The following is a 25933-nucleotide window of genomic DNA, read 5'->3' on the forward strand; positions in this document are numbered from 1 at the left end:
GGGCAATCAATACCTGCGCTACCAGTCGATTTCATTCAAATCCTGAACCTGACATGGCCTACAGCGACCTGCGCGACTTCATGGCCCAGCTCGAAGTCACGGGCGACCTGCGCCGTGTGGGGGAGCCCGTGTCGCCCCACCTGGAGATGACTGCGCTCAGCGACCGCGTGCTGCGCGCAGGCGGCCCGGCGCTGCTGTTCACCCAGCCCACGGGCCACCGCATGCCGGCGCTCACCAACCTGTTTGGCACCACAGACCGCGTGGCCCGCGCCATGGGCGTGGCCGACCTGCACGGCGTGCGCGCCCTGGGCGAACTGCTGGCCACCCTCAAGGAGCCCGAGGCACCCAAGGGCTTCAAGGACATGGTGGGCATGGGCCAGCTGCTCAAGACCCTGTGGAACATGGCGCCGCACACCGTGGCGCGCGGCGCGCCCTGCCAGCAGGAGGTGTGGGAGGGGCCCGATGTCGATCTGGCCCGCCTGCCCGTGCAGCACTGCTGGCCCGGCGACGTGGCCCCGCTCATCACCTGGGGTCTGACCATCACGCGTGGCCCGCGCAAGGCGCGGCAGAACCTGGGCATCTACCGCCAGCAGGTGCTCTCGCGCAACCAGGTCATCGTGCGCTGGCTGGCCCACCGGGGCGGCGCGCTGGACTTTGCCGACCACTGCGCCGCCCACCCCGGTCAGCCTTACCCCGTGGCCGTGGCGCTGGGGGCCGACCCGGCCACGCTGCTGGGCGCCGTCACGCCCGTGCCCGACAGCTTGAGTGAGTACCAGTTCGCCGGCCTGCTGCGCGGCGCCCGCACCGAGGTGGCGCCCGCGTTGGGTGTGCCCCTCTCGGTGCCCGCCACCGCCGAGATCGTGCTCGAAGGCCACATCCAGCCCGATGCCCATCACCCGAGCGGCTGGCAGCATGCGCTGGAAGGTCCGTACGGCGACCACACCGGCTACTACAACGAATGCGCCGAGTTCCCCGTGCTCACCGTGGACCGCATCACCCTGCGCAAGGACGCGATCTACCACAGCACCTACACCGGCAAGCCGCCCGACGAACCCGCCGTGCTGGGCCTGGCGATGAACGAGCTGTTCATCCCGCTGTTGCAAAAGCAGTTCCCCGAGATCGTGGACTTTTATCTGCCGCCCGAAGGCTGCAGCTATCGGCTAGCGGTGGTCAGCATCCGCAAGGCCTACGCGGGCCACGCGCGGCGCGTGATGATGGGCGTGTGGAGCCACCTGCGCCAGTTCATGTACACCAAGTTCATCGTGGTGGTGGACGCGGATGTTGACGTGCGCGATTGGAGGGAAGTGATCTGGGCCATCACCACCCGCATGGACCCGGCGCGCGACACGCTGCTGGTGGAGCACACCCCCATCGACTACCTGGACTTCGCCTCGCCTGTCAGCGGCCTGGGCAGCAAGATGGGGATGGACGCCACCAACAAGTGGCCCGGCGAGACGCAGCGCGAATGGGGCCGCCCCATGGCCATGGACGCCGCCGTGCAGGCGTGCGTGGACGGTCTTTTCACAGCGCTGGGCCTGTGACCCGTCCGTGCACCACGGCGGTGCTGTGCGCTCCAGTCACGTAGAAGACAAGCACGCCCCGCGTTGTTTGCGACGATGCGCCAGCCCCGGCAAAGAGGGCTCTGCACCGGCATCCCACGGATGCCGCGATGCAGCACCGCGCACACCACAAGGAGACGACAGCAATGCAGCAGCCCGGCAGCATGATGGATCGGCCGTTACTGGTCTCGGCCATCCTCGAGCACGGTGAGAACCAGTACGGCGACCAGCAGATCGTCTCGCGCGACACCAATGGCAGCCTGCACCGCTACCGCTTTGCCGACATGGCCAGGCGCGCCCGACAGCTCGCCAACGCATTGCAGGCGCTGGGCCTGCGCCCTGGCAGCGTGGTGGGGTCGCTGGCCTGGAACAACCACCGCCACCTGGAGGCGTATTACGCCGTGTCCGGCAGCGGCATGGTCATGCACACCTGCAACCCGCGCCTGCACCCTGAGCAGCTGGCCTACATCGTCAACCACGCCGACGACGAGGTGGTGCTGTTTGACACTACCTTCGCACCACTGGTGCGCGCCATTGCGGCGTCGTGCCCCCGCGTGCGGCACTGGGTGGCGCTGTGTGATGCGGACACGCTGGGCAGCATCGACCTGCAAGGGGTGCCCGGGGTCGAGGCCTACGAGACCCTGGTGGCCGGCCAGCATGACCGCTTTGAGTGGCCCGAATGTGATGAAAAGACCGGCGCAGCGCTGTGCTACACCTCGGGCACCACCGGCAACCCCAAGGGCGTGCTGTATTCGCACCGGGCGCTGGCGCTCAGCGCCCTGTCGGCCTGCATGCCGGGCGTGCTGAGCATCAGCGCGCGGGAGACCATCCTGCCCGTGGTGCCCATGTTCCACATCAACGCCTGGTGCCTGCCCTATGCGGCCCTGATTGGCGGGGCCAAGCTGGTGCTGCCCGGCCCGCGCCTGGACGCCGCCAGCCTGTACGAGCTGATGGAGACCGAGCGCGTCACCGTCAGCGCGGGTGTTCCCACCATCTGGATGGGCCTGATCCAGCATGTGGAGCAGCACCAGTTGCGCTTTACCACCATGCGGCGCACGGGCGTGGGGGGATCTGCCATGCCCAAGGCGCTGATCGCCAAGTTCAACGACGTGTACGACGTGGAGGTGCGCCATGGCTGGGGCATGACCGAGACCACGGCCATCGCCACCATGAGCGTGCTGGGCGCGGCCGATGCCGAACTGCCACCCGAGGAGCGCCACGCGCTGGTCGCCAAGCAGGGCAAGTCGGTGTTCGGCATCGAACTCAAGCTGGTGGACGAAAACGGCACCAGCCTGCCCCGGGACGGCGTGGCGCAGGGCGAGCTGATGGTGCGCGGCCAGTGGATCGTGGACCGGTACCACAAGGCCGAGCGTTCGGCGCTGGCCGATGGCTGGTTTCCCACCGGCGATATCGCCACCATCAGCCCCCAGGGCGTGGTGCAGATTCGCGACCGCACCAAGGACGTGATCAAGTCGGGCGGCGAGTGGATCAGCTCCATCGATCTGGAGAACGCCGCCGTGGCGCATCCGGCGGTGGCCATGGCCGCTGTCATCGGCGTCAAGCACCCCAAGTGGGACGAACGCCCGCTGCTCTTCATCGTGCGCAAGCCCGGCCAGTCGCTCGACAAGGCGCAGATCCTGGACTTCCTCGCAGAGCGTGTTGCCAAGTGGTGGCTGCCCGACGAAGTGCTGTTTGTCGAAAGCCTGCCGCTGGGCGGCACCGGCAAGGTCCAGAAAAACGAGCTGCGGCAACGCCATGGCTCGGTGTTCGGCGGCGAGTGACATCGCCCCGCATTGACGCAGTTCCTACCCACCCACCCCACGGAGACACACATGAACATGGTTCCCAGGAAATGGCCTCATCAATGGCTCAAGGTCGGCGCATGCGCCGCAGCGCTGGTGATGGCTGCGCACGCCGGGGCTGCCGAGACGGTGAAGATCGGCTTCATCGACCTGCTGTCCGGCCCGTTTGCGCTCACCGGCCAAAGCTCGCTCAACCAGCTGCGCGAGGTGGTGGCGCAGGTCAACGCCAAGGCCGGGCCGAACGAGCCCAAGTTCGAGGTGATGGACTTTGACAACAAGGGCACGCCGCAGGAGAGCCTGAACGCGCTCAAGGCTGCCACTGACCGGGGCGTGCGCTACATCACCCAGGGTGGTGGCTCGGGCGTGGCGCTGGCGCTGGTGGATGCGCTGAACAAGCTCGCCGAGCGCGACCCCGAGCGCGCGACCGTGTACCTCAACTACGCCGCCATGGACCCGCAGCTCACCAACGAGCGCTGCAGCTTCTGGCACTTTCGCTTCTATCCGTCGAGCGAGATGAAGATGGAGGCGCTGACCACCTACCTGCAAGGCCGCAAGGACGTGAAGCGCGTGTACCTGCTCAACCAGGACTACACCCACGGCCGCCAGGTCTCCAAGGCTGCCAAGGAATACCTGGCCCGCAAGCGGCCTGACATCGAGGTTGTGGGCGATGACTTCATCCCCATCGCCCAGACGCGCGACTTCGCCTCGTACGTGGCCAAGATTGCCGCCACCAAGGCCGACACCGTCATCACCTCCAACTGGGGCAGCGATCTCACGCTGCTGTTCAAGTCCTCGCGCGACTATGGCCTGAACATCAACTACTTCACGCTCAATGCCAACAACCCCGGCACGCCCGCGCAGATCGGGCCCTGGGGCGAAGGCAAGGTCGGGGTGATCTGGAACTGGGTGCACAACGCCCCCACCCCCGAGCTCGAAAAGATCTACTTGGACTACAAGAAGAAGACCGGTGAAGACTTTGTGTTTGCCGCCCACTGGAACAGCGTGCACATGCTGCGCGAAGCCATGCGCAAGGCCCAGTCCACCGACGCCAAGAAGGTGGCCCTGGCCCTGGAAGGCATGACCTACAAGAGCCCCATGGGCGAAGTGCGCATGCGCAAGACCGACCACCAGCTCGAAGCCCCGCTGTACCTGGGCATCTGGGCCAAGCAGGGCAGCAAGGGCGTGAAGTACGACGCGGAGAAGACCGGCTACGGCTTCCGCTCCGAAGTGGCGTGGGACAACTACATCAGCGCCCAGCCGACTTCCTGCCAGATGAAGCGGCCGTCCTGAGCTCCCTGCCATCTCTGCGCCTGCACGCCACGCACTGTGCGTAGCTGCTGCAGGCGCAAACGCTTTCCCCAAGGGCACGCTCGTTGCGGAGCCTTGCCATCAGCGCTGCATCGGTCCGCAGCGCAAACGGCCGTGCATCGGGATAAGCCACCTTTAACTGCTGGCGCAAGCCGGTGATTCTTTGACTGGCGTGGCCGGCATCGGCCCCGCTCTTTCTCGCTTGTGAGCGGGGCGTGCACACGACCCACGCGCGCGGGCTCTGTGCGTGATCGCATCCACGCGCCAGCCCAGGCCCCCAGTCCGCAGCCCTCGCTGACGGGCACCCCACACCTCCAACACCTCTTGCCCTGCACGCCCTGGTGGGGCGTGCGCCGCCTCGGCGCTTTTGCGCCCCTGGCTCCGTGCGGGAGGCGCAAGCCCCATGCAGGCGAGCCCTTGCTCCGCAGGGCGTGCGGCACGCCAGGTCTCCTTCTTTCGGTCTTTGCATCTCCCGTCAGATGATTTGGTTGTAAAGAAAACGATTTTTATTCGTTTGGTTTTGGCTGACCACGGCATAGATTGGTGGCTATCCCCATCCAAAACCGCTTTCCCCCACGTTCCAGGAGACCCTGTCCATGTCCGCCGATGCCCTTGAGATCACCTTGCCCGAAGCCCTGGAGGCTGCCCGCGCAGATGCCGCTGCCCAGGGGCTGAACTACGCCGGTGGCGTGCGCCCGCCCGTAGCGTGGGCGCTGGTGCAGTCGGGCCAGGCCGTGCTGGTGGACGTGCGTTCGGCCGAAGAGCGCAAGTTTGTGGGCCATGTGCCCGGCAGCCAGCATGTGGCCTGGGCCACGGGTACAGCGCTCACACGCAACCCGCGTTTTGTGCGCGAGCTGGAGGCCCGGCTGGCCAAGGACGGCGGCAAAGATGCCGTGGCGCTGCTGCTGTGCCGCAGCGGCAAGCGTTCGGTGCTGGCGGCCGAGGCAGCCGCAGCAGCGGGGTTCCGCCATGTGTTCAACGTGCTCGAAGGCTTCGAAGGCGAGATCGATGCCCTGCAGCACCGCGGCGGTGGTGATGGATGGCGCTTTCACAACCTGCCGTGGGTGCAGGACTGAAGAGCAGCGCGCGGACCTCCCGAACTTTGCAGACTGGATGAACCGGTTCGACCGGTGTGAAACCCATGGCCCTTTTTGACATTGAACAGATCGCGCAATCCTTGAGCGCGGCCCGGCGCGAGTGGCGCGATGCGCACAACCGCTTGCAGGATGCGGGCGAACGCGAGTTCCCCTCGCGCGACGCACTGGCCCATGTGGTGCACCAGCTCAAGGGCGCACTCTTTCCCATGCGGCTGGGCCCTTACGACCTGCGCCAGGAGAGCGAAGACTTCTACGTCGCCCACACGCTGGACAGCGCCTTGCATGCGCTGCATGTACAGATCGGTCTGGAGCTGCGCTACAGCGGCCGTCGGCGAGGCCTGGACGGGGCGGATGCGGACGCCCAGGCACGCCAATCGGCCCAGGCGTTTGCGCAGTCGCTGCCCGCCATCCGCCGCCTGCTCGACAGCGATGTGCTGGCGGCCTACCAGGGCGACCCGGCGGCCCGCAGTGTGGACGAAGTGCTGCTGTGCTACCCCGGCATCCTGGCCATGATCCACCACCGCCTGGCACATCGGCTGTACCAGCTGGGCTTGCCGCTGCTGGCGCGCATCGTGGCCGAGCTGGCGCACAGCGAAACCGGCATTGACATCCACCCCGGCGCGCAGATTGGAGCGGGATTTTTCATCGACCACGGCACGGGTGTGGTGATTGGCGAGACCGCCGTCATCGGCCAGGGCGTGCGGGTCTACCAGGCGGTCACGCTGGGCGCCAAGCGTTTTCCCATCGATGCCGAAGGCCACCTGCAAAAGGGCTTGCCGCGCCACCCGGTGGTGGAAGACGACGTGGTGATCTATGCAGGGGCCACCATCCTGGGCCGCGTCACGCTGGGCCGGGGCGCCGTCATCGGCGGCAACGTCTGGCTCACGCACGACGTGCCGGCCGGCGGCAATGTCACCCAGGCCAGCTCACTGGAGTCGGGCCGTTTTGCCTCCGTGCTGGCGGGGGCTGCGCTATGAGCACGCTGGTCCAGGGTTTTGGCATCGCCGTGCGCCAGTCGCGCGAGGCCCGGGGCTGGTCGCAGGAGCGCCTGGCCGAACACTCCGACCTCAACCGCTCCTATGTGGGCGAGATCGAGCGGGGCAGCGTGATTGCCTCGCTGGCCACCGTCGAGAAGCTGGCCGGTGCGCTGGGCGTGGCGGCTTCGGGCCTGGTGGTGCGGGGCGAGGCTGTTCAGCGTGCCCAGCTGGTGCGTGGCATCGAGTTGGCGGCTATAGCCTGTTGAGGCGGCCCACCCTGCCACGGGACACTGCGCCCATTCCATTTTTCATCACTGATTTTTACCCCAGGGAGTTTCACTATGTCGGCAACAGTGGGCGGCACGACCGCACTCGGCGATAGCGCCGCGCGGCAACTAGCCAATGCAACCAAGACCGTTCCCCAGCTGGAGACCATCAGTCCCCGCTGGCTGACCCACCTGCTGCAGTGGGTGCCGGTAGAGGCGGGCATCTACCGCCTCAACAAGGTCAAGAACCCTGAAGCCATCAAGGTGGCGTGCACCGCCAAGGAGTCGGAGAACCAGCTCCCGCGCACCTTTGTGGACTACGAAGAAAACCCCCGCGAGTACCACCTGAATGCCGTGAGCACCGTGCTTGACGTGCACACCCGCGTGTCGGACCTGTACAGCAGCCCGCACGACCAGATCAAGGAACAGCTGCGCCTGACGATCGAGACGATCAAGGAAAACCAGGAAAGCGAACTCATCAACCACCCCGACTACGGCCTGCTGGCGCAGGTGACGGAAGAGCAGCGCATCTTCCCGCTCACGGGCGCGCCCACGCCGGACGACCTGGACGAGCTGCTGACCAAGGTCTGGAAGGAGCCCGCGTTTTTCCTGGCGCACCCGCTGGCCATTGCCGCTTTCGGGCGCGAAGCCACCCGCCGTGGCACACCACCACCCACCGTGAGCCTGTTCGGCTCGCAGTTCATCACCTGGCGCGGTATTCCGCTGATCCCTTCGGACAAGGTGCCCGTGGCCGATGGCAAGAGCAAGATCCTGCTGCTGCGCGTTGGCGACAAGCGACAGGGTGTGGTGGGCCTGTTTCAGCCGGGCCTGCCGGGCGAGCAGGGCCCGGGCCTGTCGGTGCGTTTCATGGGCATCAACAACCACGCGATCGCGTCGTACCTGATCTCGCTGTACTGCTCGCTGGCGGTGCTGACCAGCGACGCACTGGCGGTGCTGGACGACGTCGAGGTCAACAAGTACCACGACTACCCTGACACCTACAAGTAATCTGCGGTGAGCAACATCCCTTCCACCTCAGTGGGCGTGCCCGACGCACCCGAGGCGCCGATCAGCCCGGCGCTGCTGGCACAGATGGCCACGGCGTTTTTCTCGGCCCGGCCGGGCGAGACGCCGCAGCTGCCCTCCAGCACCCCCTCCACATCACCGGCCACAGTCCCGAGCTTTGCCCAGGCATCGCCTGCTCCGGCCGGTGTGCAGGCGCCCGTCAACATCGCGCCTGCGGGCTCGCCGCTGGCCAGCCCGGCGGGCTTTGGGCCCAGCGTGCCGGGCACACCGTTCCCGCAAGGGCAGGTGCCGGGCGCCAACGTGGTGCCGGGCTCGCCCACGCCCGTGTTGTCGCTGGCGAACCGCGCACCCGCCCTGCTGCCCCACGCCACCGCCGCCAATGGCGTGCCCGACACCGTGGTCACTGCCGTGCCGGGCTATGAGCCCCGCTTTGGCAGTGGCGTGCTGGGTGTGCCCGAGGCGGCGGGTGCCAGCGGTGCATCTGCTGGCAGCCACCCTGCGGCCAGCGCGTCATCGTTCTACTTCCTGTCGCGCCAGCACGGGCAGCCGTCGCCCGGTGGCCACAGTGGCACGCCAGGCAATGCGCTGGGCCCCACCCGCGTCAGCGACGAACTGGCCCGCCAGCCGTTTTCCAACCTGCAAGGGGTGGACCTGCGCGGCACACCAGCGCCCTCGTCTGCACCGTTGGCGCAGGCGTCTCCTGGCACTGCCCCACAGTTCTACTTTGCCGATGCGGTGGTGCTGCCCAGCGGCTATGTCACCCCGGCCAAGCCCGCGCCGCACGCCACGGTGCCGCTGGCGGGGCAGGGGCAGCATCCGCCGTTTGACGTGCATGCCATCCGCCGCGACTTTCCGGTGCTCTCCGAGCGCGTGAATGGCCGGCAGCTGGTGTGGTTCGACAACGCGGCCACCACGCACAAGCCCCGGGCGGTCATCGACCGCATCAGCTACTTTTACGAGCACGAAAACTCCAACATCCACCGCGCCGCCCATGAGCTGGCTGCACGTGCCACGGACGCCTATGAAGGCGCTCGCCAGCGCGTGAAGAACTTCATCAACGCGCCGGATGTGAACGAGGTGATTTTTGTGCGTGGCACCACCGAGGCCATCAACCTCGTGGCCAAGAGCTGGGGCGCGCAACACATTGGCGAGGGCGACGAGATCATCGTCAGCCACCTGGAGCACCACGCCAACATCGTGCCCTGGCAGCAGCTTGCGGCGGCCAAGGGCGCCAGGCTGTGCGTGATCCCGGTGGACGACTCGGGCCAGGTGCTGCTGGATGAATACCAGAAGCTCCTGAACGACCGCACCAAGATCGTGTCCGTCACGCAAGTGTCGAACGCGCTCGGTACGGTGGTGCCCGTGAAGGAGATCGTGGCCCTGGCGCACCGCGCAGGGGCCAAGGCGCTGGTCGATGGCGCGCAGTCCATCTCGCACATGCGGGTGGACGTGCAGGACATCGGTGCCGACTTCTTCGTGTTCTCGGGCCACAAGGTGTTCGGGCCCACCGGCGTCGGCGTGGTCTGGGGCAAGCGCGAGGTGCTGGAAGACATGCCCCCCTGGCAGGGCGGCGGCAACATGATTGCCGACGTGACCTTTGAGAAGACGGTGTTCCAGCCCATCCCCAACAAGTTCGAGGCTGGCACCGGCAACATCGCCGACGCCGTGGGCCTGGGGGCCGCCATCGACTACGTGAACCGCGTGGGCATCGAGAACATTGCGCAGTACGAGCATGACCTGCTGGTGTATGGCATGCAGCAGCTGGGCGCCATTCCAGGTGTCCGCCTGATCGGCACGGCGGCGCACAAGGCCAGCGTGATGTCCTTCGTTCTCGCGGGCTACACCACGGAAGAGGTCGGCAAGGCGCTCAACCAGGAGGGCATTGCGGTGCGCACGGGCCACCACTGCGCGCAGCCCATCCTGCGCCGCTTTGGCGTGGAGACCACGGTGCGGCCGTCGCTGGCGTTCTACAACACGTTTGACGAAATCGACTGCCTCACGACCGTGGTACGCAGGCTGGCGGCGCAACGGCGATAGCCTGAGCCCGCACCGGCTGCAGTGCCAGCCGGGTGCGATCAAAAAAAGGGGAAGTGGGTGTTGTGCCCACTTCCCCTTTTTATGTCGTGGCAGTGTGTGAGTCTTCCGTTATCAGGCCACCGCCAACTCAATGGCTGCTCCGTGGGTCTGGTCCAGTCGCCATGCCGGGGCAGTCTGTGCTGCAGGCGAGCTGGTGCCCAGTACCAGGGCAAACGGCCCGGGGCCACGCGTGGCAAGCTGCTGCGCTCCGGCGGCGTGCGGGGCAGCACTTTGGGTTGGCTGCGTCAGTACCAGCGTGGTGGTTCCCAGGGCTATGGTGGCCACCCGTGCGCCGGCGCCAGGCAACACCAACGGCGTGCCAATGTGTGCCGCCTGTGCCTCACCCAGCAAGGCGCGGTAGCGGGCCAGGCTGGCATCAAGGTCTTCCACCGCAATCGACAGGCTGAGCACGCCGCGTGCGCCGTTGGGGTGCACGCGGGCGTCGCCCTCGGGCACACGCAGCGCGCGGGGGGTGAGGTCTCCGCACAGAAACGGCAGGTCGGCCGATGGCGGGCGGGCCGTTTGCCATTGCAGGCGCTCGCCATCGGGCCGCAGGCGGCCTCCGTCGTGCGGGCCGCTGTAGGCCAGGCCCCGGGCCTGTGCGTTGCTCACGGTGGCCGCAGTGCCAGGCGGCAGCAATGCAAAGTCCACGATGCCGTCCCCATGCTGGTTCAGCAGTTCCCACCAGCGGTCGCCGGGCGAAGGGGAACGCCAGGCGATGAGTTCAAAGTAGGCGCCATCGGCCAACACGACCAGGGCGTTGTAGGTGGGCCGTCCCGGGTGCTCGCCACCCTGCAGCACGTTAAAGCCAAGGGCGCGGTAGTCGGTGATGGTCTGCTCCAGATCCTTCACCGCGATCACGATGTGGTCGAGTGTCAATGCCATGGGGTTCCTTGTTGCTTTCGTCGAGTTCAGGCCGCCACGGCTTCTGCGTTGGCCCGTTGGGGTGCGGAGGCGGCGGAGTTCACCAGCTTCACTTCGGCGTGGATGTGCTGCGGGTTGCGCAGCAGGTTGAGGATGGGGCAGGTCTGCTCGACCGCCTGAAACAGCGCGTCAATGTCAGCCCGGCTGGCGGGTGAGTCGATGTGCACCGTGTAGGCAATGTGGTGCGGCCAGATGGGCGTGGCCTCGTGCCCAGGCTTGCCGCCGCGCGGGTCGATCACGCCGCTGACCTCCACCTCCAGGCTCGTCAAAGGCACCTGGCGCAAGGCCGCCTGGATCAGGACGATGTGTGTCACGCAACTGCCCAGCACACCGAGCTGCAACTCGGGCGAACTCGGGCCCAGGTTGTAGCCCGCGAAGTCGGGCGGGCTGTCGCTGATGACCTGGTGGTCGCGGATGCGGATGCGGCGTACGCCGCTGCGACCCTCGGCGCTCACGCGCGCCTGCAGGGCGGCCGGTTGTGCAGTGCCTGCGTCGATGGCGGCATTGCGCGCGAGCACGGCGGCACGCTTTTCAGCCAGGTAGTCGTTGAGGTGGCTATTCGAATGGGGCATGGATGTTCTTTCCAACGCCTTCCGCGCCCGGACATCGGGCGTGGGTAAAGCGGCGTCGCACATGCATTGTTCGGGGCCACACCCGCGCTGGAAACAAACAAAACTGCGCTCGCATATGCGGGTTTCAGATATGCCTGGCGGGGCTGCGTTCTGCGGCCTGCTTCGTCGTTTTCCGAATATGCATGCTACGTAATAGGTACACGTTTGGATGGTGCGTCGATAGCATGCATACACATGAATCGGTCCACTTTGGGGCCGGTGTTTCATGGTCTGTCAATGCCGGTCCGGCGACGAGGTACGAACGTGTTTTCTCTGAAGAAATCAATGGGATGGAGGGTGTGGGGTGCGTCTGCGCTGGCGCTGGGCGTGCTGGTGGCGGGCTGCTCCAAGCAGGCCAGCGAGCCAGCCGCCTCCACCGGTGCCGCCACCGACCAACCCGTGCAGGGCGGCACGCTGGTGTATCTGGAGCAGCAGGCGCACACCAACCTGTACCCACCGGCGGGGGGCTTCTATCCGAACGGCGGCATCCTCAACCAGATCACCGACAAGCTCACCTACCAAGACCCTAAGACGCTGGAGATCCAGCCCTGGATCGCCGAGTCGTGGGAGGTCAACCCTACCGCCACCGAGTACACCTTCAAGCTGAAGAAAGGCGTGACCTTCTCGGACGGCACTCCGCTGGATGCCGTCGCCGTGGCCAGGAACTACGACACCTACGGTCTGGGCAACAAGGAGCTCAAGCTGCCCGTGTCCGAAGTCATCAACAACTACGAACGCAGTGAGGTGGTGGACTCGTTCACCGTCAAGTTCTACTTCAAGAAGCCATCGCCCGGCTTCCTGCAGGGCACATCCGTCATCGGCTCGGGCTTGGTGTCGCTGGCCACGCTGGCGCGGCCGTTTGAAGAGCTGGGCGATGCGACCAAGATCATCGGCTCCGGGCCCTTCGTGGTGACGGCCGAGACGCTGGGCAAGGAGCTCACGCTCACCGCCCGCAAGGACTACGCATGGGGCCCCGCCAAGCACGCCCACCAGGGCCGTGCGCGCCTCGACGAGATCAAGCTCATCGTCACGCCCGAGGACAGCGTGCGCATCGGTGCGCTGCTGTCGGGCCAGGCGGGCTTCATCCGCCAGGTGCAGGCCTATGACGAAAAGCGCGTGCTCGACCAGAAGTTCGCCATCTACGCGCCCTCCACGCGCGGCGTGAACAACAGCGTGGTCTTTCGCCCCGACAACGCGCTGGTGGCGGATGTGAAGGTGCGCCAGGCGCTGCTGCATGCCACCAACACGAAGGAGATCGTGCAGACCCTGTTCTCGGCCAACTACCCGCAGGCCACATCGGTCATCGCGTCCACGGCCCTGGGTTATGTGAACCTGTCGGCCAAGCTGGGTTACGACGAGGCCAAGGCCAAACAATTGCTGGATGACGCCGGCTGGAAGCTCAATGCCAACGGCCTGCGCGAGAAGGACGGCAAGGAACTGGTGCTAGCCGCATACGAGTCGCTGCCGCAGCCGCAGAACAAGGAAACCCTGCAGCTCGTGGCCCAGCAGTGGGCCAAGGTGGGCGTCAAGCTCAACGTGCTGGCAGGCGACTCGGGCAGCCGCACCGTGGACAGCCTCGACCCTGAGAAGACCCCTGTCGCCCCCGGCATGGTGGGCCGCGCCGACCCCGACGTGATCAAGAGCAACTACTACCCCACCAACCGCAACGTGCTGCTGCAAAAGGGTGGGGTGAGCAGCAAGGTCAAGTCGTTCGAAGACACGAAGCTGAACGGTTTGCTCGAAGCCATTGCTGCCGAGACCGATCCGGCCAAACGGCTCGCGTTCACGGCCGACGTGCAGAACTACCTGATCGACCAGGCCTATGTGATCCCGGTGTTCGAAGAGCCGCAGGCCTTTGCGGGTGCGCCTTCGGTGAAGGGTGTGGAGTTTGAGGCAGTGGGCCGCCCCAGCTTCTACGGCACCTGGGTCGCTGCAAAACACTGACCTTTTGACGGCGCCAGTTTCGCAGGCCCAGCGCCCTTTGCGGCACAAGGAATGATCGATATGTTCATCAAGTACCTCGCCAACCGCACCGGGCAGGCCCTGCTGGTGCTGTGGGCCGCCTTCACGGCGTCGTTCGTGCTGCTCCAGCTGTTGCCGGGCGATGCGATCTTGATCAAGTTCCTGAACCCCGAGTTTGGCCTGGGCCCGCAGGAGATCGCCGACATCCGCGCGGCCTATGGGGCCGACACGTCGGTGTGGCAGCAGTACCAACACACGCTGCTGGGCTTCCTCAGTGGCAACTTCGGTTACTCGGTACAGGCGGGCGTGCCGGTGAGCCAGGGGCTGGCCACCAACCTGCCGCCCACGCTGCGCCTGGCGGGGCTGGGGTTTGCGGCGGCGCTGCTGCTGGCGGTGGTGCTGGCCTTTGCCTCGCAACTCACGCGCTGGGGCTGGCTGCGCTCGGCGCTGCAGTCGCTGCCTTCGCTGTTCATCTCGGTGCCGGTGTTCTGGCTGGGGATCATGCTGATCCAGGTGGTGTCGTTCCGCCTGGGGTGGATTCCGGTGATCAACCCCGGCAAGTGGCAGGGCCTGGTGCTGCCCACCCTCACGCTGGCCATCCCCATCGCCGCGCCGCTGGCGCAGATCCTGGTCCGCAACATCGACGAGGTACTCACCCAGCCTTTCGTGGCCGTGGCGCGCGCCAAGGGCGCCACACGCCAGTGGGTGTTGTGGAAACACGTGGCGCGCAACGCGGTGCTGCCCACGCTGACGATTGCGGGCGTGCTGTTTGGCGAGCTGCTGGCTGGGGCCGTGGTGACCGAGGCAGTGTTCGGCCTCAACGGCCTGGGCAGCCTCAAGCAGCAGGCGGTGGGCAACCAGGACACCGCCGTGCTGCAGGCGGTGGTGGTGGTCTCGGCCACGGCCTTCGTGTTCATCAACCTGGTGGTGGACCTGCTCTACCCCGTGTTCGACCCCCGCCTGCGTTCGCGCCTGGGCACCTGAGGAGATCCCGCATGACCACCACGTCTTCGACCGCCAGCCTGGGCGCTTTCACGGGTACCGCACAGCCGGCCCCACACCGCTTTGAGCGTGCCGTGGCGGCGCCTGCTGCTGTCGTGGTGCCCACGGTGCCCATCCCTGCCGCCCCGCCGCCGCGCGCGCACAGTGACACATGGGGCCGTCGTCTGGTGCAGCGCGCGCGCAGGGCACCCATCAGCCTGTGGCTGGCCTGGGGCGTTCTTGCGCTGGTGGCGCTGTGGGCCGTCGCGCCCGGTGTGTTCACCAGCTACAGCGCCACGATGGGCGTGGCCGGCCAGCAACTGCAGGCGCCGTCGGCTGCGCACTGGCTGGGCACGGATGCGCTGGGGCGCGACGGCTATGCTCGGCTGGTGTTCGGTGCGGTGCATTCGCTGTCAGGCGCATTCCTGGCGGTGGCCGTGGGGCTGGTGCTGGGCACGCTGCTGGGCGTGCTGGCCGGGTCCATCGGCGGCTGGGTGGAGGACGTGATCATGCGCACCGTCGATGTGCTGCTGTCGGTGCCGTCGCTGCTGTTGTCGCTCTCCATCATCATCATCCTGGGCTTTGGCACGCTGAACGCGGCGGTGGCCGTGGGTGTTGCGTCGGTCGCCAGCTTTGCGCGGCTCACACGGTCCGAGGTGGTGCGCGTGCGCCGTTCCGACTATGTGGAGGCGGCCTTTGGCAGCGGCGGGCGCTTTGGCGCGGTGCTGTGGCGCCATGTGCTGCCCAACTCGCTGACCTCGGTGATCGCCATGGCGGCGCTGCAGTTCGGCTCGGCCATCCTGTCGATCTCGACGCTGGGGTTTTTGGGCTACGGCGCGCCGCCGCCCACCCCCGAATGGGGCCTGCTCATCGCCGAGGGGCGCAACTACATCTCGACGGCCTGGTGGCTCACCACCGTGCCGGGGCTGGTGGTGGTGGCCGTGGTGCTGGCGGCCAACCGCATCAGCGCGGCGTTGACGAAGGGGCGCGCATGACCACCATCGCCCAGGCCGTGGCGCCGCCGCCGGTGCTGGAGGTGGAGAACCTCTCCATCACCTACCGCGACAAGGACCATGAACAGCGTGTGGTGCACGGTGTGTCATTCGCCATTGCACCCGGCGAGGTCGTGGCGCTGGTGGGCGAATCGGGCTCAGGCAAGACCACCACCGCGCAAGCCCTCATCGGGCTGCTGGCCGACAACGGCCGGGTGGAGCATGGCGCGATTCGCCTGAACGGTACGGACGTCGCCGGCTGGTCGCCCGACCGCTTCGACAGCGTGCGCGGCCGCGTGGTGAGCCTCATCCCGCAGGACCCGACCAGTTCGCTCAACCCCGTGCGCACGGTGGGCGAGCAGGTGGGCGAGATCTTGAAGATCCACCGCTTCGGCGACCGCCAGGCCATCGCGCAGCGCGTGGTTGACCTGCTGGCCAAGGTGGGCCTGTCTCAGCCCGAGCTGCGTGCGCGGCAGTACCCGCACGAGCTGTCGGGCGGCATGAAGCAGCGCGTGCTGATCGCCATTGCCATCGCGCTGCAGCCCGCGCTCATCATTGCCGACGAGCCCACCAGCGCGCTCGATGTGACGGTACAGCGGCGCATCCTCGACCTCATCGACGAACTGCGCAGCGAGTTCGGCACCGCCGTGTTGCTGGTCACGCACGACCTGGGCGTGGCGGCCGACCGGGCCAACCGGCTGGTGGTACTGCAGGGCGGGCGCATCCAGGAGCAGGGCGATACCGCCAGCGTGCTGCGCAACCCGCACAGCGCCTACACGCGCAAGCTGCTGGCCGATGCGCCTTCGCTTTCGCAGGGGGCGTTTCGCCCGGCCCGTGCCGCCGCCGCCAACGATGCGCCCGAGCGGCCCGAGGACTTCGCCATCGTGGTGGACGGCCTGGTGCACGACTTCGACGTGGCCGGGCGCAAAGAGCCTTTCCGCGCGGTGGACGGCGTGTCGTTCCGCGTGCGGCGCGGCACCACGCACGCCATCGTGGGCGAGTCGGGCTCGGGCAAGACCACCACCATCCGCGACGTGGTGGGCTTTCGCCAGCCCACGGCGGGCCGCATCGTCATCGAGGGCACGGACCTCACCACCCTGCGCGGCGAGGTGCTGCGGCAGTTCCGCCGCACGGTGCAGCTGGTCTACCAGAACCCGTTCAGCTCGCTGGACCCGCGCCAGACCATCTTCCAGATCATCGAAGAGCCGCTGCTCAACTTCGAGCCGCTGCCCGCCGCCGAGCGCGCGCGCCGCGTGCACGACATCCTGGCCCGCGTCGGCCTGCCGCCCGCTGTGCTGGAGCGCCGCCCGCGCGCCCTGTCGGGCGGCCAACGCCAGCGCGTGGCCATTGCGCGCGCCCTGGTGCTGCAGCCCCGCGTGCTGGTGCTCGACGAGGCCGTATCGGCCCTGGACGTGACCGTGCAGGCGCAGATCCTGGCGCTGCTGGAGACGCTGCAGCGCGACCTGGGCCTGACCTACCTCTTTATCTCGCACGACCTCGCCGTGGTGCGCCAGATCGCCGACACCGTCTCGGTACTGCAGGCCGGCCGCCAGGTGGACGCGGGCCGCGTGGAAGACGTGTTCCTGCGCCCCGGCAGCGACTACACGCGTGAACTCATTGCAGCCATCCCCGGAAAGAAGAACCATCACCATGACCCTATCGACACCCACACCACTCACCTCCGCCAAGCGCCTGGGGTTTTTCAGCAGGCTGCTTGACGATGTGCCAGCCGGTGAACGCTACCGGCTGGTGACCGAGCAGATCGCCCACGCCGAGGCCTTTGGCTTCGACTCCGCCTGGGTGGCCCAACACCACTTCCACGAACACGAAGGCGGCCTGCCCTCACCGTTTGTCTTTCTGGCCCATGTGGCGGCGCGTACGCGGCGCATCCGCCTGGGCACTGGCATCGTGACCCTGCCCATGGAGAACGCCGTGCGTGTCGCCGAGGACGCGATCGTGCTGGACCTGCTCTCGGGTGGGCGGTTGGAGGTGGGCGTGGGCACGGGCGGCACGCCCGAGTCGTTCGCCGCCTTTGGCATCACCAGCGACGACCGCGCCAGCGTCTATGCCAGGCACCTCGCGCTGGTGCGTGAAGCCTGGGCCGGGCGGCCCTTGGCGGGCGGTGACCGGCTGTACCCCGCCGCCGAACATTTGCTGGCACGCATCTGGCAGGCCACGTTTTCGGTGTCGGGTGGTGTGCGTGCGGGGCAGGCGGGCGACGGGCTGATGCTGTCGCGCACCCAGCCGCGCTCGGTAGAGGCGCCTGCGGCCTCGCTGTCAGACCTGCAGCACCCGATCATTGATGCGTACCTGGCTGCGCTGCCGCCCGGCATCACCCCACGCATCGTGGGCTCGCGCAGCCTGTTCGTTGCCGATGACCGCGAGGAGGCATTGCACCTGGCCGATGTGGGCCTGCGCCGCGCCGCCGCGCGCTTTGCCGCCGCTGTGTTGCCAGGACAAGCGCCGCGCCCTGGGCCACAAGCCCCACTGGCCGAGCTGATTGCCGCCTACGACGTGCACGTGGGCACACCGGACGATGTGATCGCCTCGCTGCAGGCCGACACAGCACTGGCGCGCACCACTGACATCGTGTTCCAGGTGCATTCGGTGGACCCGCCGCACGAGCACATCCTGCGCTCCATCGAATTGACTGCGACCCAGGTGGCTCCGGCATTGGGCTGGGTGCGCAAGCCTGTATCTGTGCCCTCCACCCTGGCCCCATCGCCTGCTGAACGTACTCCGGAACCCGCATGACAAACACCCCTGCTCTCCAAGGCACAGTCCCTGACGTGATCGACTTGCTGGTCGGCATCAAGCCGGGCGATGCCCTTGACACCGTGCGCCGCCATCGCTTGCAGGCGCGCACCCATGCCCACACAAGCTACCTGGCGCTGTTTGCGCCCACAGCGCCGGTGCCCGGCAGCGTGACGCTGACAGAGCGGCATGCGGTGGCTGCGTTTGTGGCGGGCCTGCACCAGCAGCCCGAGGCGGCGGGCTTCTATGCCGCCGCCCTGGTGGCCCACGATGCACCGCCCGGGCTGGCCCCGGCCATCGCGGCGGAGATTGCGCAAGGCGCGGCGCGTGGACCGTATGGCCGCTATCCCGCAGGGCCGTTGAGTGCAGAAGATGCCGAGGGGCCGGTGTACCGCGTGGCGCCCACCGCGCGTGCGGTGCTGGGCGCCCGGCTGTCTGCCGCGCTGGAGCACGCGCACCTGCTGGTGTTTCGCCCGCGCGATGCCAGCCCACAAGCGCTGCAAGAGCTGCTGGACGCGGGCTGGTCGGCCACCGACATCGTGATCCTGTCGCAGCTGGTGGCGTTCCTGTCGTTCCAGATCCGTGTGGTGGTCGGCCTGCGGGCACTGGCGGCACACCCTGCGTTGCCCCAAACCACCGAGGTCCAGCCATGAGCGACACCCCACTGACACACCCCGACAACCAGGAGCCGACCGCTTTCACGCAGGCCCAGCTTGAATGGCTGCCCTGGCTGGCGCCGCTGCCCGAGGACGAACTGACCGATCGCCACTATGCAGGCCTGGTGGACGCCGCGCGCGCCAAGTCGCCCTACTTTCGCCTGCTGGCGCGCGACCCGGACACTCTGGGCGCCCGCACGCGCACCGACAAGGACATCTTCTACAACCCCGATGCAGGCCTGCCGCGCGCAGAGCGCGAGCTGTCGGCCACGGCCACGTCGCGTTTCAATGGCTGCATCTATTGCGCGTCGGTGCACGCCCGGTTTGCGTCACATTTTTCGCACCGCGAGGGCGATGTGCAGCGCCTGCTCGATGAAGGGGTGTCTGCCGACCTGGGCCCCCGCTGGAACGCCATCGTGGCCGCATCCGCAGCACTGTCGGCCACACCGTCGGACTTTGGCCCGGAGCACATCGACGGCTTGCGTGCCGTGGGGCTGGATGACTACGCCATTGCCGATGCGCTGCAAGGCGCCGCCTTCTTCAACTGGGCCAACCGGTTGATGCTGTCGCTGGGGGAGCCGCAGCTGCAGGTCGGTGGGTAGGCAGAGAGGCCACCGCACGGCGCGGGTGCGCGACAGGGGCCTGGTTCAGTCCAGAAATCCCTTGGGCACCTTGTCCGCCTTTTTTTCCACCGGGTTGGCCGTGAGCCACTGCGCCGCGTACTGGCGCAAGAACTCCTTGGCCTTTTCCGGCCGGGCCGTGAGCCACGCGTCGTACGCGCCTTCGTTCAGGATGGCGGGCATGCTTTTTTCGCTGCCGGGCTGGCCGTAGCGGTGCAGCAGCGCGTGGTTGTTGGCGTTCACCGTGAGCAGGCAGTAGCTGATGATCACCTCGCCGTCAGCGCCCTGCCAGCGCGCCCACAGGCCTGCCACGCCCATCGGCTTGCCGTCCACGCGCGCGACGCGGGTGGGCACGGCCTTGCCGCTGCGCAGGTCGTCTTCATAAAACGCAGCCATGGGCACGATGCAGCGCTGGCCGTTCAGCCATGCGTCGCGAAACGCCGTGCCGGCGGAGGCGGTGTCGGACTTGGCGTTGACCAGCTTGGGTGCACGCAGCTTGGCGTCGGATGCCGACTTGACCCAGTGCGGCACCAGGCCCCATTGCGCAGGCACCAGTACCCGGTCGGGGGCGGCGTTGCTGGGGGTGTCTGATGCAGTTGTTGATGGAGCGGTCTCCTCGGCCGGGCTGGTGGGCCCTTGTGCCAGGGCGGCGGCCGTCGCGGCATGCACGATAAACAAACCTGGCTTGCGGGGCCACAGGTGGCGTTCACCCAGCGCCGCAGGGGGCTCGACCGCAAACGCCTCGCGGTAGGTGTCGGCGTGTTGCAGGGTTTCGTAGTGGGTACTCATGGGGCCATGGTACCCGTGTGCAGGGGGGCGCTCAGCGAGATTTCAAGCAAAAGAGGCTGGTAGCGCTAGTGCAATATGCCTTGATAGCTATCAATAAAATAGCGCTGTGTTTGCCTCCCTGAGGGCGCTCCGGGCAGGCCGTGATGTGCGTCAAGCCCGTTGTCGCTTGCGTTGTGACGTGTGCTGGCGCTGTTTTCACAATGTCCGCATGGACTTCGCACCTTCCCCCCTGGCTCTGCAATGGCGTGATCGCCTGCTGGCGTTCATCGACCGTTATCTGCTGCCCTACAACGCCGCCTGGCATGCGGCCGTGGCCGCGCGCGACTACCCGCCGCCGTTCCTGGAAGACCTCAAGGCCCTGGCCCGCGAAGAAGGGCTGTGGAACCTTTTCTTGCCCACGCTGCGCGAGGACGAGCCGGGCACGCGCCTGTCCAACCTCGACTACGCACCACTGGCCGAGGCCATGGGCCGCCTGCCCTGGGCGGCCGAGGTGTTCAACTGCCAAGCGCCGGACACCGGCAACATCGAGCTGCTGCACCGCTTTGCCACACCCGCGCAGCGCGCCCGCTGGCTGGTGCCGTTGCTGGACGGCCAGATGCGTTCGGCCTTTGCGATGAGCGAGCCCGACGTGGCTTCGTCCGACCCCACGAACCTGCAGACCACGGTGCGACGCGAGGGGGATGGCCTGGTGCTCAGCGGCCGCAAGTGGTTCATCACCGGCGCGGCGCATCCGCACTGCCAACTGCTCATCGTGCTGTGCCGCAATGCGGATGCCGATGGTGCAGACAGCCACCGCCGCCACAGCATGGTGCTGGTGCCCGTGGACACGCCGGGTGTGCAGATCGTGCGCAACATCCCCGTGCTGCACCACCATGCGCCCGAGGGGCATTGCGAGATCCTGCTGCAGGGCGTGCGTGTGCCTGCGGACCACCTGCTGGGCGACTGGGGGGCGGGGTTTGCGATGGCGCAGGCGCGCCTGGGCCCGGGCCGTGTGCACCACTGCATGCGCACCATCGGCCAGTGCGAGCTGGCGCTGCGCCTGGCCACCGAGCGCGCGCTGGAGCGCACGGCGTTTGGCAAGCCGCTGGCCGATCAGGCCAACGTGCAGGAGTGGCTGGCCGAGTCGCGCATCGAGATCGACCAGGCGCGCCTGCTGGTGCTGCACGCTGCGTGGCTGCTGGACCAGGGCGAATCAGCCGATGCGGCGGACGCGCGCGCCGTGCGTGCGCAGGTCGCTGCCATCAAAGTGGTGGCCGCGCGCCTGCAGCAGCGGGTAGTGGACCGCGCCATGCAGGTCTTTGGCGCCATGGGCCTGTCGCCCGACACGCCGCTGGCCGCCTTCTGGACCTGGGGCCGCGCGCTGCGGCTGATGGATGGGCCCGACGAGGTGCACCTGCGCACCGTGGCGCGCCATGAGCTGGCGCAGGCGCGTGCGGCCCTGGGGGCGTCGGCGGCCTACTTCACCACCCCCGAGCAGCTGCGCGCGCCGCCGCACCTGAGTGCTTGAGCGGTCCGGCGTCTTTCAGAGAGAGCGTGCCGTCGATCGTGGCCCCTGAAGTGCTCCGTCTCCACTTGGCAGCCGGGGCGTGCTTGCCGATACTGTGGTCCCAGCCGCTGTCACTGAGGCCCCCACACCATGCACACCACCATCCCCCGCGCTTTCGTGTTTGCCGTTTTCTTCGCTGTGCTGTGCACTGCCCACGCCCAGCCCCAGAAGCTGCGCCCCGGCCTGTGGGAGAACAGCGTGACCATGAAAAGCCAGAGCGGCCAGCTGGAGGCCGCAATGGCGCAGATGCAGAAGTCCATGGCCAGCCTGACGCCCGCGCAGCGCAAGCAGATGGAGCAAGCCATGGCCCAGCAGGGCGTGAGCATGGGCCCCAGCGGCAACACCGTGAAGGTCTGCATCAGCCCCGAGCAGGCCGACCTGGACCGCATTCCGGCGCAGGAAGGCTGCACGCAGAACGTGCAACGCACGGGCCCCAACGCGGTGGCCATGACGTTCAGCTGCAAGGGCACCCAAGGCCAGCCGCCCACCACGGGAGAGGGCACGATGACCTTCCAGGGGCCCACGGCCTACACGGGCAATTTCAAGGTCAAGACCACGTCCAACGGCAAGCCCGAGCAGATCGACATGGTGCAGAACGGCAAGTGGCTCGCCGCTGACTGCGGCACGATCAAGCCCGTGCGTTAGACCCTGCCGCCACGGTACGGTGGGCGGCAGGCGCCACCACCACGCGGTTGCGGCCCAGGGCCTTGGCGTGGTACAGCGCCTGGTCGGCGCGTTCCAGCGTGTGCTCCACGGTGTCTCCGGGCAGGTGCTGCGCCAGGCCGATGGACACCGTGAGGTGCAGTGAGCCTGCGCTGTGGGCAATCTCCAGCGCCTGCACGGCCTGGCGGATGCGTTCGAGCAACTCGCGCGCATGGTCTGCCGAGGTGTCGGTGAGCATCAGCACAAACTCTTCGCCACCCCAGCGGGCCAGCACGTCGGTGTCGCGCACGCTGGCGCGCACCGTGCCCGCAAAGGCCTGCAGCGCGCGGTCGCCGGTGGCGTGGCCGTGCTGGTCGTTGATGGGCTTGAAGTGGTCGATGTCCAGCTGCGCCAGCAGCATCGGGCGGCCACTGCGCAGGCTGCGGCGGTGCTCCAGCGCCATCAGGTCGAGCATGGCGCGGCGGTTGATGAGGCCTGTCAGCTCGTCGCGGGTGGCCAGTTCGCGGTTGACTTCGAGCGCCTGGGCCAGCGCCTCGCGCTGCTGCTGCAGCTTGGCGCGGATGCGCTGGATGCGCAGGTTCAGCGCAATGCAGCCGCTGAGCACGATGAGCACCATCAGCGCGTAGGCGGTGTCGAGGTAGCCCGAGGCGTTGGCGTTGAAGCGCGAACTGACGCCGATGGCACTGGCAAAGGCCAGCAGCGCATACACGCCAATGCCGATCACCTCGGCCACCGTGAGGCCGAAGGTGCCAAAGAACAGGATCATGGCCAGCACGCTGGGCACCAGCCCGCGCGCATCGCCCGCCAGCACATAGGCCACCGCACCGCTGGTGATGGTCCAGACCATTTGCGGGATGGTGAGCGAGGGGTCGCGCAGGCGGGCGGTTTCGCCGGAGCGGATGAAGGCCGTCATGACCACCAGGCCGCCCACCGACAGGGCGGCCCACCATTGCACGGCGGTCTGGTCCACGGTGGTGCTGGAATGTGCCACCAGCAGCATCACGCCGGCGCTGCCTGCCATCAGCGTGAGCGCCAGCAAGGCCATGCCCACCAGCGTGCGCCGCCGAGGGTCGGTGGAGAGGATCACATCCTTGAGGCGCTGCCAGCGGGCGGGTGGGCGCAAGGTGGGGGGCTCCGGCCAGGAGAGAGGGCCGCGCGGCGCGCGGGCGGGGTGGCCCGAAACCCGTGTGATCCTGGGTTACCGGCTGGTCGGAGATTTTACGGTGAGGTAGTGCCGTGCGTATAGCCCCCCAGGGCTTGTCCTGGCCTTGACCGGGCGTGGGGCCCGCGTGGCGAGCCCGGCCTGCGCGCGGGGTGTCGCGCTACAGCGTGAGCGCGGCCAAGGCGGCCAGCGGGGCCGTCTCGGCACGCAGCACACGCGGGCCCAGCGTGACTGGGGCGAAGCCATGTTGCAGCGCCAGGTCCTCTTCCGCAGCGCTCAGCCCGCCCTCGGGGCCCGAGAGGAACAGCACGGGGCGCTGGCCATCCGCGCTGCCCGTGGCCTCGCGCAGCGGCACGGTTCCGGCCCGCAGCGACAGCAGCAGGCGCTGGGGGGTGTCCCGTGTCTCGGGAGACGCCAGGCCCTGCCCTGGTGAACGCAGCCAGCCCGCCAGGTCGGTGGCGGCGTGCACCACCGGCACGCGGTTGCGGCCGCACTGCTCGCAGGCGGCCACGGCCACGGCCTGCCAGTGGGCGATCTTTTTGTCGGCGCGCTCGCCCTTGAGCTTGAGCACGCTGCGCTCGGCCACCAGTGGGGTGATGCTGGCCACGCCCAGTTCGGTGGCTTTCTCGACCAGCCAGTCCATGCGCTCGTTGGCGGTGATACCCGCCAGCAGGTGCACGGCGCGGGGCGCCTCGCGCTCGATGGCGTGGTGCGCCCCCACCAGCACGCGCACATCGCTGCGGCCCATCTTGACCACGGTGGCATCGAACTCGCCGCCCGGGTCGGCCGCGCTCTGGCCGCCGTGGAACAGCGTGATGCCGTCACCAGGCTGCAGGCGCAGCACCTGCACATGGCGTGCAGCGCCCGGGGGCAGGTCCAGCTCGGCGCCGGTGGCCAGGGGGGCCGGGCAATGGAAACGGGGCATTTGCTATCTTTGTAATAGCTGCTAGCGCATGATTTGTGTGCGCTTGAGCCGGTTTTTGCTTGATTTATTGGGTGTGCCGTGCGTGCAGGCGGCCAGGGCTACATCCGGCCGTACGCAAAGCCCACCACGGGCTCGGTGCCTTCGATCTGGTCCAGCATCTTGAGCAGGGGCCCCAGCTGGCGGTAGCGGTTGGCGGTGGCGCGGATGTAGGCGATGAAGCGGGGCGCATCGGCCAGGTACTTGGGCTTGCCGTCGCGCAAGGTCAGGCGCGCAAAAATGCCCGCGACCTTGAGGTGCCGCTGCAGGCCCATCCACTCCACCGCGCGGTAGAACTCGCCAAAGTCATCGCCCCAGCCGCTGGCGCTGGTGGCGCCCAGCAGTCCGGCCTTGCGCGCCTTTTCCCAGTAACGCACGGTAATGTCGATGACGAATTCTTCTTCCCAGCTGATGAACGCATCGCGCAGCAGGCTGGCAATGTCATAAGTGATGGGGCCGTAGACCGCGTCCTGGAAGTCCAGCACGCCCAAGGGGGCGCCCTGTGCGGCAGGTGCCATCAGGTTGCGGGTCATGAAGTCGCGGTGCACATACACCTGCGGGGCGGCCAGGTTGTGCGCCACGATGGCGTCAAAGGCGCTGCTCAAGGTGGCCTGTTGCTTGTCATCCAGCGTGACGCTGCGGTGCTGGGCGAGGTACCAGTCGGGGAACAGCGCCAGCTCGCGGCGCAGCAGCGGCTCGTCGTAGGCGGGCAGCACACCGGGGGTGGACGCCTTTTGCCACTGCAGCAGCACATCGGTGGCCTGCTGGTACCAGGCGTAGGCGTCCTGGGGTTTTTCGGGGTTCAGCCGCTCGATCACCGTCTGGTGGCCCAGGTCTGACAGCAGCATGAAGCCGGTGGGCGCATCAAACGCCAGGATCTGCGGCACGTTCAGCCCGGCGGCGGCCATCAGGCCCTGCACCTGCACAAACGGCTGGCAGTTTTCCTTGTCGGGCGGCGCGTCCATGACGATGCGGCTGGCGCCCGTGGCTGTGTCGATGCGCAGGTAGCGGCGGAAGCTGGCATCGGCCGAGGCGGGGCGCAGCGTGGAAGGCAGCAGCTGGTGGGGGCCCACGAGAGGCGCCAACCAGGCTTCGAAGGCCGCGCGGCGGGCTGCATCAGGCCAGCTGACAGGGGTGGAGGCGGCGGGCGCAGCAGGTGCGGCCACGGTGGCGCCCAGGGGCTGGCCGGCGGGCGATGGGG

At 67.7% G+C, this 25933-nt stretch carries 23 protein-coding genes; 17 read left to right on the forward strand and 6 right to left on the reverse strand.

All coding sequences use genetic code 11. The features are described 5' to 3' along the window. Positions 1 to 53: 53 nt before the first annotated feature. From ubiD to AC07X4_RS13200, 8 genes are all read left to right on the forward strand, one after another. Positions 54 to 1541 carry a 4-hydroxy-3-polyprenylbenzoate decarboxylase gene (gene ubiD, locus AC07X4_RS13165; protein ID WP_494740306.1) on the forward strand — a complete coding sequence of 496 codons (1488 nt, stop codon included), beginning with the start codon at positions 54 to 56 and terminating at the stop codon, positions 1539 to 1541. A 164-nt stretch (positions 1542 to 1705) separates the two neighbouring features. Further along, positions 1706 to 3340, forward strand: a complete 1635-nt coding sequence (locus AC07X4_RS13170) for a long-chain-fatty-acid--CoA ligase (protein ID WP_494740307.1) — start codon at positions 1706 to 1708, stop codon at positions 3338 to 3340. A gap of 51 nt (positions 3341 to 3391) precedes the next feature. Next, on the forward strand, positions 3392 to 4651 hold the full coding sequence (locus AC07X4_RS13175) for a branched-chain amino acid ABC transporter substrate-binding protein (RefSeq protein ID WP_494740308.1): 1260 nt from the start codon (positions 3392 to 3394) through the stop codon (positions 4649 to 4651). A gap of 614 nt (positions 4652 to 5265) precedes the next feature. Next, positions 5266 to 5745 carry a rhodanese-like domain-containing protein gene (locus AC07X4_RS13180; protein WP_056742652.1) on the forward strand — a complete coding sequence of 160 codons (480 nt, stop codon included), beginning with the start codon at positions 5266 to 5268 and terminating at the stop codon, positions 5743 to 5745. A gap of 65 nt (positions 5746 to 5810) precedes the next feature. Next, positions 5811 to 6743, forward strand: coding sequence for a serine O-acetyltransferase EpsC (gene epsC, locus AC07X4_RS13185; RefSeq protein ID WP_494740309.1), 933 nt, complete (start codon positions 5811 to 5813; stop codon positions 6741 to 6743). Beyond that, complete coding sequence (locus AC07X4_RS13190; protein WP_056742656.1) at positions 6740 to 7009, forward strand: helix-turn-helix domain-containing protein; 270 nt, start codon at positions 6740 to 6742, stop codon at positions 7007 to 7009. The genes epsC and AC07X4_RS13190 overlap by 4 nt, the downstream gene beginning before the upstream one ends. A 75-nt stretch (positions 7010 to 7084) precedes the next feature. Next, positions 7085 to 8017 (forward strand): family 2A encapsulin nanocompartment shell protein, encoded by a 933-nt coding sequence (locus AC07X4_RS13195; RefSeq protein WP_056742658.1) that lies wholly within the window; start codon positions 7085 to 7087, stop codon positions 8015 to 8017. 6 nt (positions 8018 to 8023) lie between these two features. Continuing rightward, positions 8024 to 10072 carry a family 2A encapsulin nanocompartment cargo protein cysteine desulfurase gene (locus AC07X4_RS13200; RefSeq protein WP_494740310.1) on the forward strand — a complete coding sequence of 683 codons (2049 nt, stop codon included), beginning with the start codon at positions 8024 to 8026 and terminating at the stop codon, positions 10070 to 10072. Positions 10073 to 10183: 111 nt separating this feature from the next. On the opposite strand, the gene AC07X4_RS13205 is transcribed toward AC07X4_RS13200, so the two are convergent. Next, complete coding sequence (locus tag AC07X4_RS13205; protein ID WP_494740311.1) at positions 10184 to 10996, reverse strand: VOC family protein; 813 nt, start codon at positions 10994 to 10996, stop codon at positions 10184 to 10186. A gap of 26 nt (positions 10997 to 11022) precedes the next feature. Further along, complete coding sequence (locus AC07X4_RS13210) at positions 11023 to 11607, reverse strand: OsmC family protein (protein ID WP_494740312.1); 585 nt, start codon at positions 11605 to 11607, stop codon at positions 11023 to 11025. Positions 11608 to 11931: 324 nt separating this feature from the next. Between AC07X4_RS13210 and AC07X4_RS13215 the strand changes: the two genes are divergently transcribed. From AC07X4_RS13215 to AC07X4_RS13245, 7 genes are read left to right on the forward strand one after another with little or no spacing between them, the layout of a single operon-like run. Then, positions 11932 to 13590: a TIGR04028 family ABC transporter substrate-binding protein gene (locus AC07X4_RS13215; RefSeq protein ID WP_494740313.1), complete on the forward strand. Its 1659-nt coding sequence runs from the start codon at positions 11932 to 11934 to the stop codon at positions 13588 to 13590. A gap of 60 nt (positions 13591 to 13650) precedes the next feature. Further along, on the forward strand, positions 13651 to 14592 hold the full coding sequence (locus tag AC07X4_RS13220) for an ABC transporter permease (RefSeq protein ID WP_494740314.1): 942 nt from the start codon (positions 13651 to 13653) through the stop codon (positions 14590 to 14592). 11 nt (positions 14593 to 14603) lie between these two features. After that, the gene (locus AC07X4_RS13225; RefSeq protein ID WP_494740315.1) at positions 14604 to 15584 is read left to right on the forward strand and encodes an ABC transporter permease; all 981 of its coding nucleotides are present in this window, start codon (positions 14604 to 14606) and stop codon (positions 15582 to 15584) included. After that, positions 15581 to 17299 carry a dipeptide ABC transporter ATP-binding protein gene (locus AC07X4_RS13230; protein ID WP_494740316.1) on the forward strand — a complete coding sequence of 573 codons (1719 nt, stop codon included), beginning with the start codon at positions 15581 to 15583 and terminating at the stop codon, positions 17297 to 17299. The genes AC07X4_RS13225 and AC07X4_RS13230 overlap by 4 nt, the downstream gene beginning before the upstream one ends. Continuing rightward, a complete protein-coding gene (locus AC07X4_RS13235) occupies positions 17232 to 18335 on the forward strand; it encodes a putative FMN-dependent luciferase-like monooxygenase (RefSeq protein WP_494740317.1) in 1104 nt (367 codons plus the stop codon). Before AC07X4_RS13230 ends, AC07X4_RS13235 begins: the two co-directional genes overlap by 68 nt. Beyond that, positions 18332 to 18988 (forward strand): CMD domain protein, encoded by a 657-nt coding sequence (locus AC07X4_RS13240; protein ID WP_494740318.1) that lies wholly within the window; start codon positions 18332 to 18334, stop codon positions 18986 to 18988. The genes AC07X4_RS13235 and AC07X4_RS13240 overlap by 4 nt, the downstream gene beginning before the upstream one ends. Beyond that, the gene (locus AC07X4_RS13245; protein WP_116748390.1) at positions 18985 to 19593 is read left to right on the forward strand and encodes an alkylhydroperoxidase domain protein; all 609 of its coding nucleotides are present in this window, start codon (positions 18985 to 18987) and stop codon (positions 19591 to 19593) included. Before AC07X4_RS13240 ends, AC07X4_RS13245 begins: the two co-directional genes overlap by 4 nt. A gap of 45 nt (positions 19594 to 19638) precedes the next feature. Here the strand turns inward: AC07X4_RS13245 and AC07X4_RS13250 are convergent, their stop codons facing one another. Further along, positions 19639 to 20400 (reverse strand): SOS response-associated peptidase, encoded by a 762-nt coding sequence (locus AC07X4_RS13250; RefSeq protein WP_494740319.1) that lies wholly within the window; start codon positions 20398 to 20400, stop codon positions 19639 to 19641. A 208-nt stretch (positions 20401 to 20608) separates the two neighbouring features. On the opposite strand from AC07X4_RS13250, the gene AC07X4_RS13255 reads away from it, so the two are divergent. Both AC07X4_RS13255 and AC07X4_RS13260 read left to right on the forward strand, forming a co-directional pair. Further along, positions 20609 to 21907: an acyl-CoA dehydrogenase family protein gene (locus AC07X4_RS13255; protein WP_494740320.1), complete on the forward strand. Its 1299-nt coding sequence runs from the start codon at positions 20609 to 20611 to the stop codon at positions 21905 to 21907. A 129-nt stretch (positions 21908 to 22036) separates the two neighbouring features. Further along, on the forward strand, positions 22037 to 22591 hold the full coding sequence (locus AC07X4_RS13260) for a DUF3617 domain-containing protein (protein ID WP_494740321.1): 555 nt from the start codon (positions 22037 to 22039) through the stop codon (positions 22589 to 22591). Here the strand turns inward: AC07X4_RS13260 and AC07X4_RS13265 are convergent. From AC07X4_RS13265 to AC07X4_RS13275, 3 genes are all read right to left on the reverse strand, one after another. Beyond that, positions 22575 to 23732 carry a diguanylate cyclase gene (locus AC07X4_RS13265; protein ID WP_056056740.1) on the reverse strand — a complete coding sequence of 386 codons (1158 nt, stop codon included), beginning with the start codon at positions 23730 to 23732 and terminating at the stop codon, positions 22575 to 22577. The two genes, AC07X4_RS13260 and AC07X4_RS13265, sit on opposite strands and share 17 nt — an antisense overlap. A 199-nt stretch (positions 23733 to 23931) precedes the next feature. Further along, complete coding sequence (locus tag AC07X4_RS13270; RefSeq protein WP_494740322.1) at positions 23932 to 24696, reverse strand: 16S rRNA (uracil(1498)-N(3))-methyltransferase; 765 nt, start codon at positions 24694 to 24696, stop codon at positions 23932 to 23934. Positions 24697 to 24794: 98 nt separating this feature from the next. Beyond that, positions 24795 to 25910, reverse strand: coding sequence for an aminoglycoside phosphotransferase family protein (locus AC07X4_RS13275; RefSeq protein ID WP_494740323.1), 1116 nt, complete (start codon positions 25908 to 25910; stop codon positions 24795 to 24797). Between the last annotated feature and the right edge of the window lie 23 nt (positions 25911 to 25933).

The sequence above is a fragment of the Acidovorax sp. GW460-11-11-14-LB4 genome (assembly GCF_059423685.1).

Coding starts and splice junctions, on each gene's coding strand:
- AC07X4_RS13180 (WP_056742652.1), top strand. CDS start 5,266: ATGTCCGCCGATGCCCTTGAGATCACCTTGCCCGAAGCCCTGGAGGCT.
- AC07X4_RS13175 (WP_494740308.1), top strand. CDS start 3,392: ATGAACATGGTTCCCAGGAAATGGCCTCATCAATGGCTCAAGGTCGGC.
- AC07X4_RS13235 (WP_494740317.1), top strand. CDS start 17,232: ATGACCCTATCGACACCCACACCACTCACCTCCGCCAAGCGCCTGGGG.
- AC07X4_RS13260 (WP_494740321.1), top strand. CDS start 22,037: ATGCACACCACCATCCCCCGCGCTTTCGTGTTTGCCGTTTTCTTCGCT.
- AC07X4_RS13255 (WP_494740320.1), top strand. CDS start 20,609: ATGGACTTCGCACCTTCCCCCCTGGCTCTGCAATGGCGTGATCGCCTG.
- ubiD (WP_494740306.1), top strand. CDS start 54: ATGGCCTACAGCGACCTGCGCGACTTCATGGCCCAGCTCGAAGTCACG.
- AC07X4_RS13220 (WP_494740314.1), top strand. CDS start 13,651: ATGTTCATCAAGTACCTCGCCAACCGCACCGGGCAGGCCCTGCTGGTG.
- AC07X4_RS13190 (WP_056742656.1), top strand. CDS start 6,740: ATGAGCACGCTGGTCCAGGGTTTTGGCATCGCCGTGCGCCAGTCGCGC.
- AC07X4_RS13205 (WP_494740311.1), bottom strand. CDS start 10,996: ATGGCATTGACACTCGACCACATCGTGATCGCGGTGAAGGATCTGGAG.
- AC07X4_RS13270 (WP_494740322.1), bottom strand. CDS start 24,696: ATGCCCCGTTTCCATTGCCCGGCCCCCCTGGCCACCGGCGCCGAGCTG.
- AC07X4_RS13170 (WP_494740307.1), top strand. CDS start 1,706: ATGCAGCAGCCCGGCAGCATGATGGATCGGCCGTTACTGGTCTCGGCC.
- AC07X4_RS13210 (WP_494740312.1), bottom strand. CDS start 11,607: ATGCCCCATTCGAATAGCCACCTCAACGACTACCTGGCTGAAAAGCGT.
- AC07X4_RS13245 (WP_116748390.1), top strand. CDS start 18,985: ATGAGCGACACCCCACTGACACACCCCGACAACCAGGAGCCGACCGCT.
- AC07X4_RS13240 (WP_494740318.1), top strand. CDS start 18,332: ATGACAAACACCCCTGCTCTCCAAGGCACAGTCCCTGACGTGATCGAC.
- AC07X4_RS13225 (WP_494740315.1), top strand. CDS start 14,604: ATGACCACCACGTCTTCGACCGCCAGCCTGGGCGCTTTCACGGGTACC.
- AC07X4_RS13230 (WP_494740316.1), top strand. CDS start 15,581: ATGACCACCATCGCCCAGGCCGTGGCGCCGCCGCCGGTGCTGGAGGTG.
- AC07X4_RS13195 (WP_056742658.1), top strand. CDS start 7,085: ATGTCGGCAACAGTGGGCGGCACGACCGCACTCGGCGATAGCGCCGCG.
- AC07X4_RS13215 (WP_494740313.1), top strand. CDS start 11,932: ATGGGATGGAGGGTGTGGGGTGCGTCTGCGCTGGCGCTGGGCGTGCTG.
- AC07X4_RS13250 (WP_494740319.1), bottom strand. CDS start 20,400: ATGAGTACCCACTACGAAACCCTGCAACACGCCGACACCTACCGCGAG.
- epsC (WP_494740309.1), top strand. CDS start 5,811: ATGGCCCTTTTTGACATTGAACAGATCGCGCAATCCTTGAGCGCGGCC.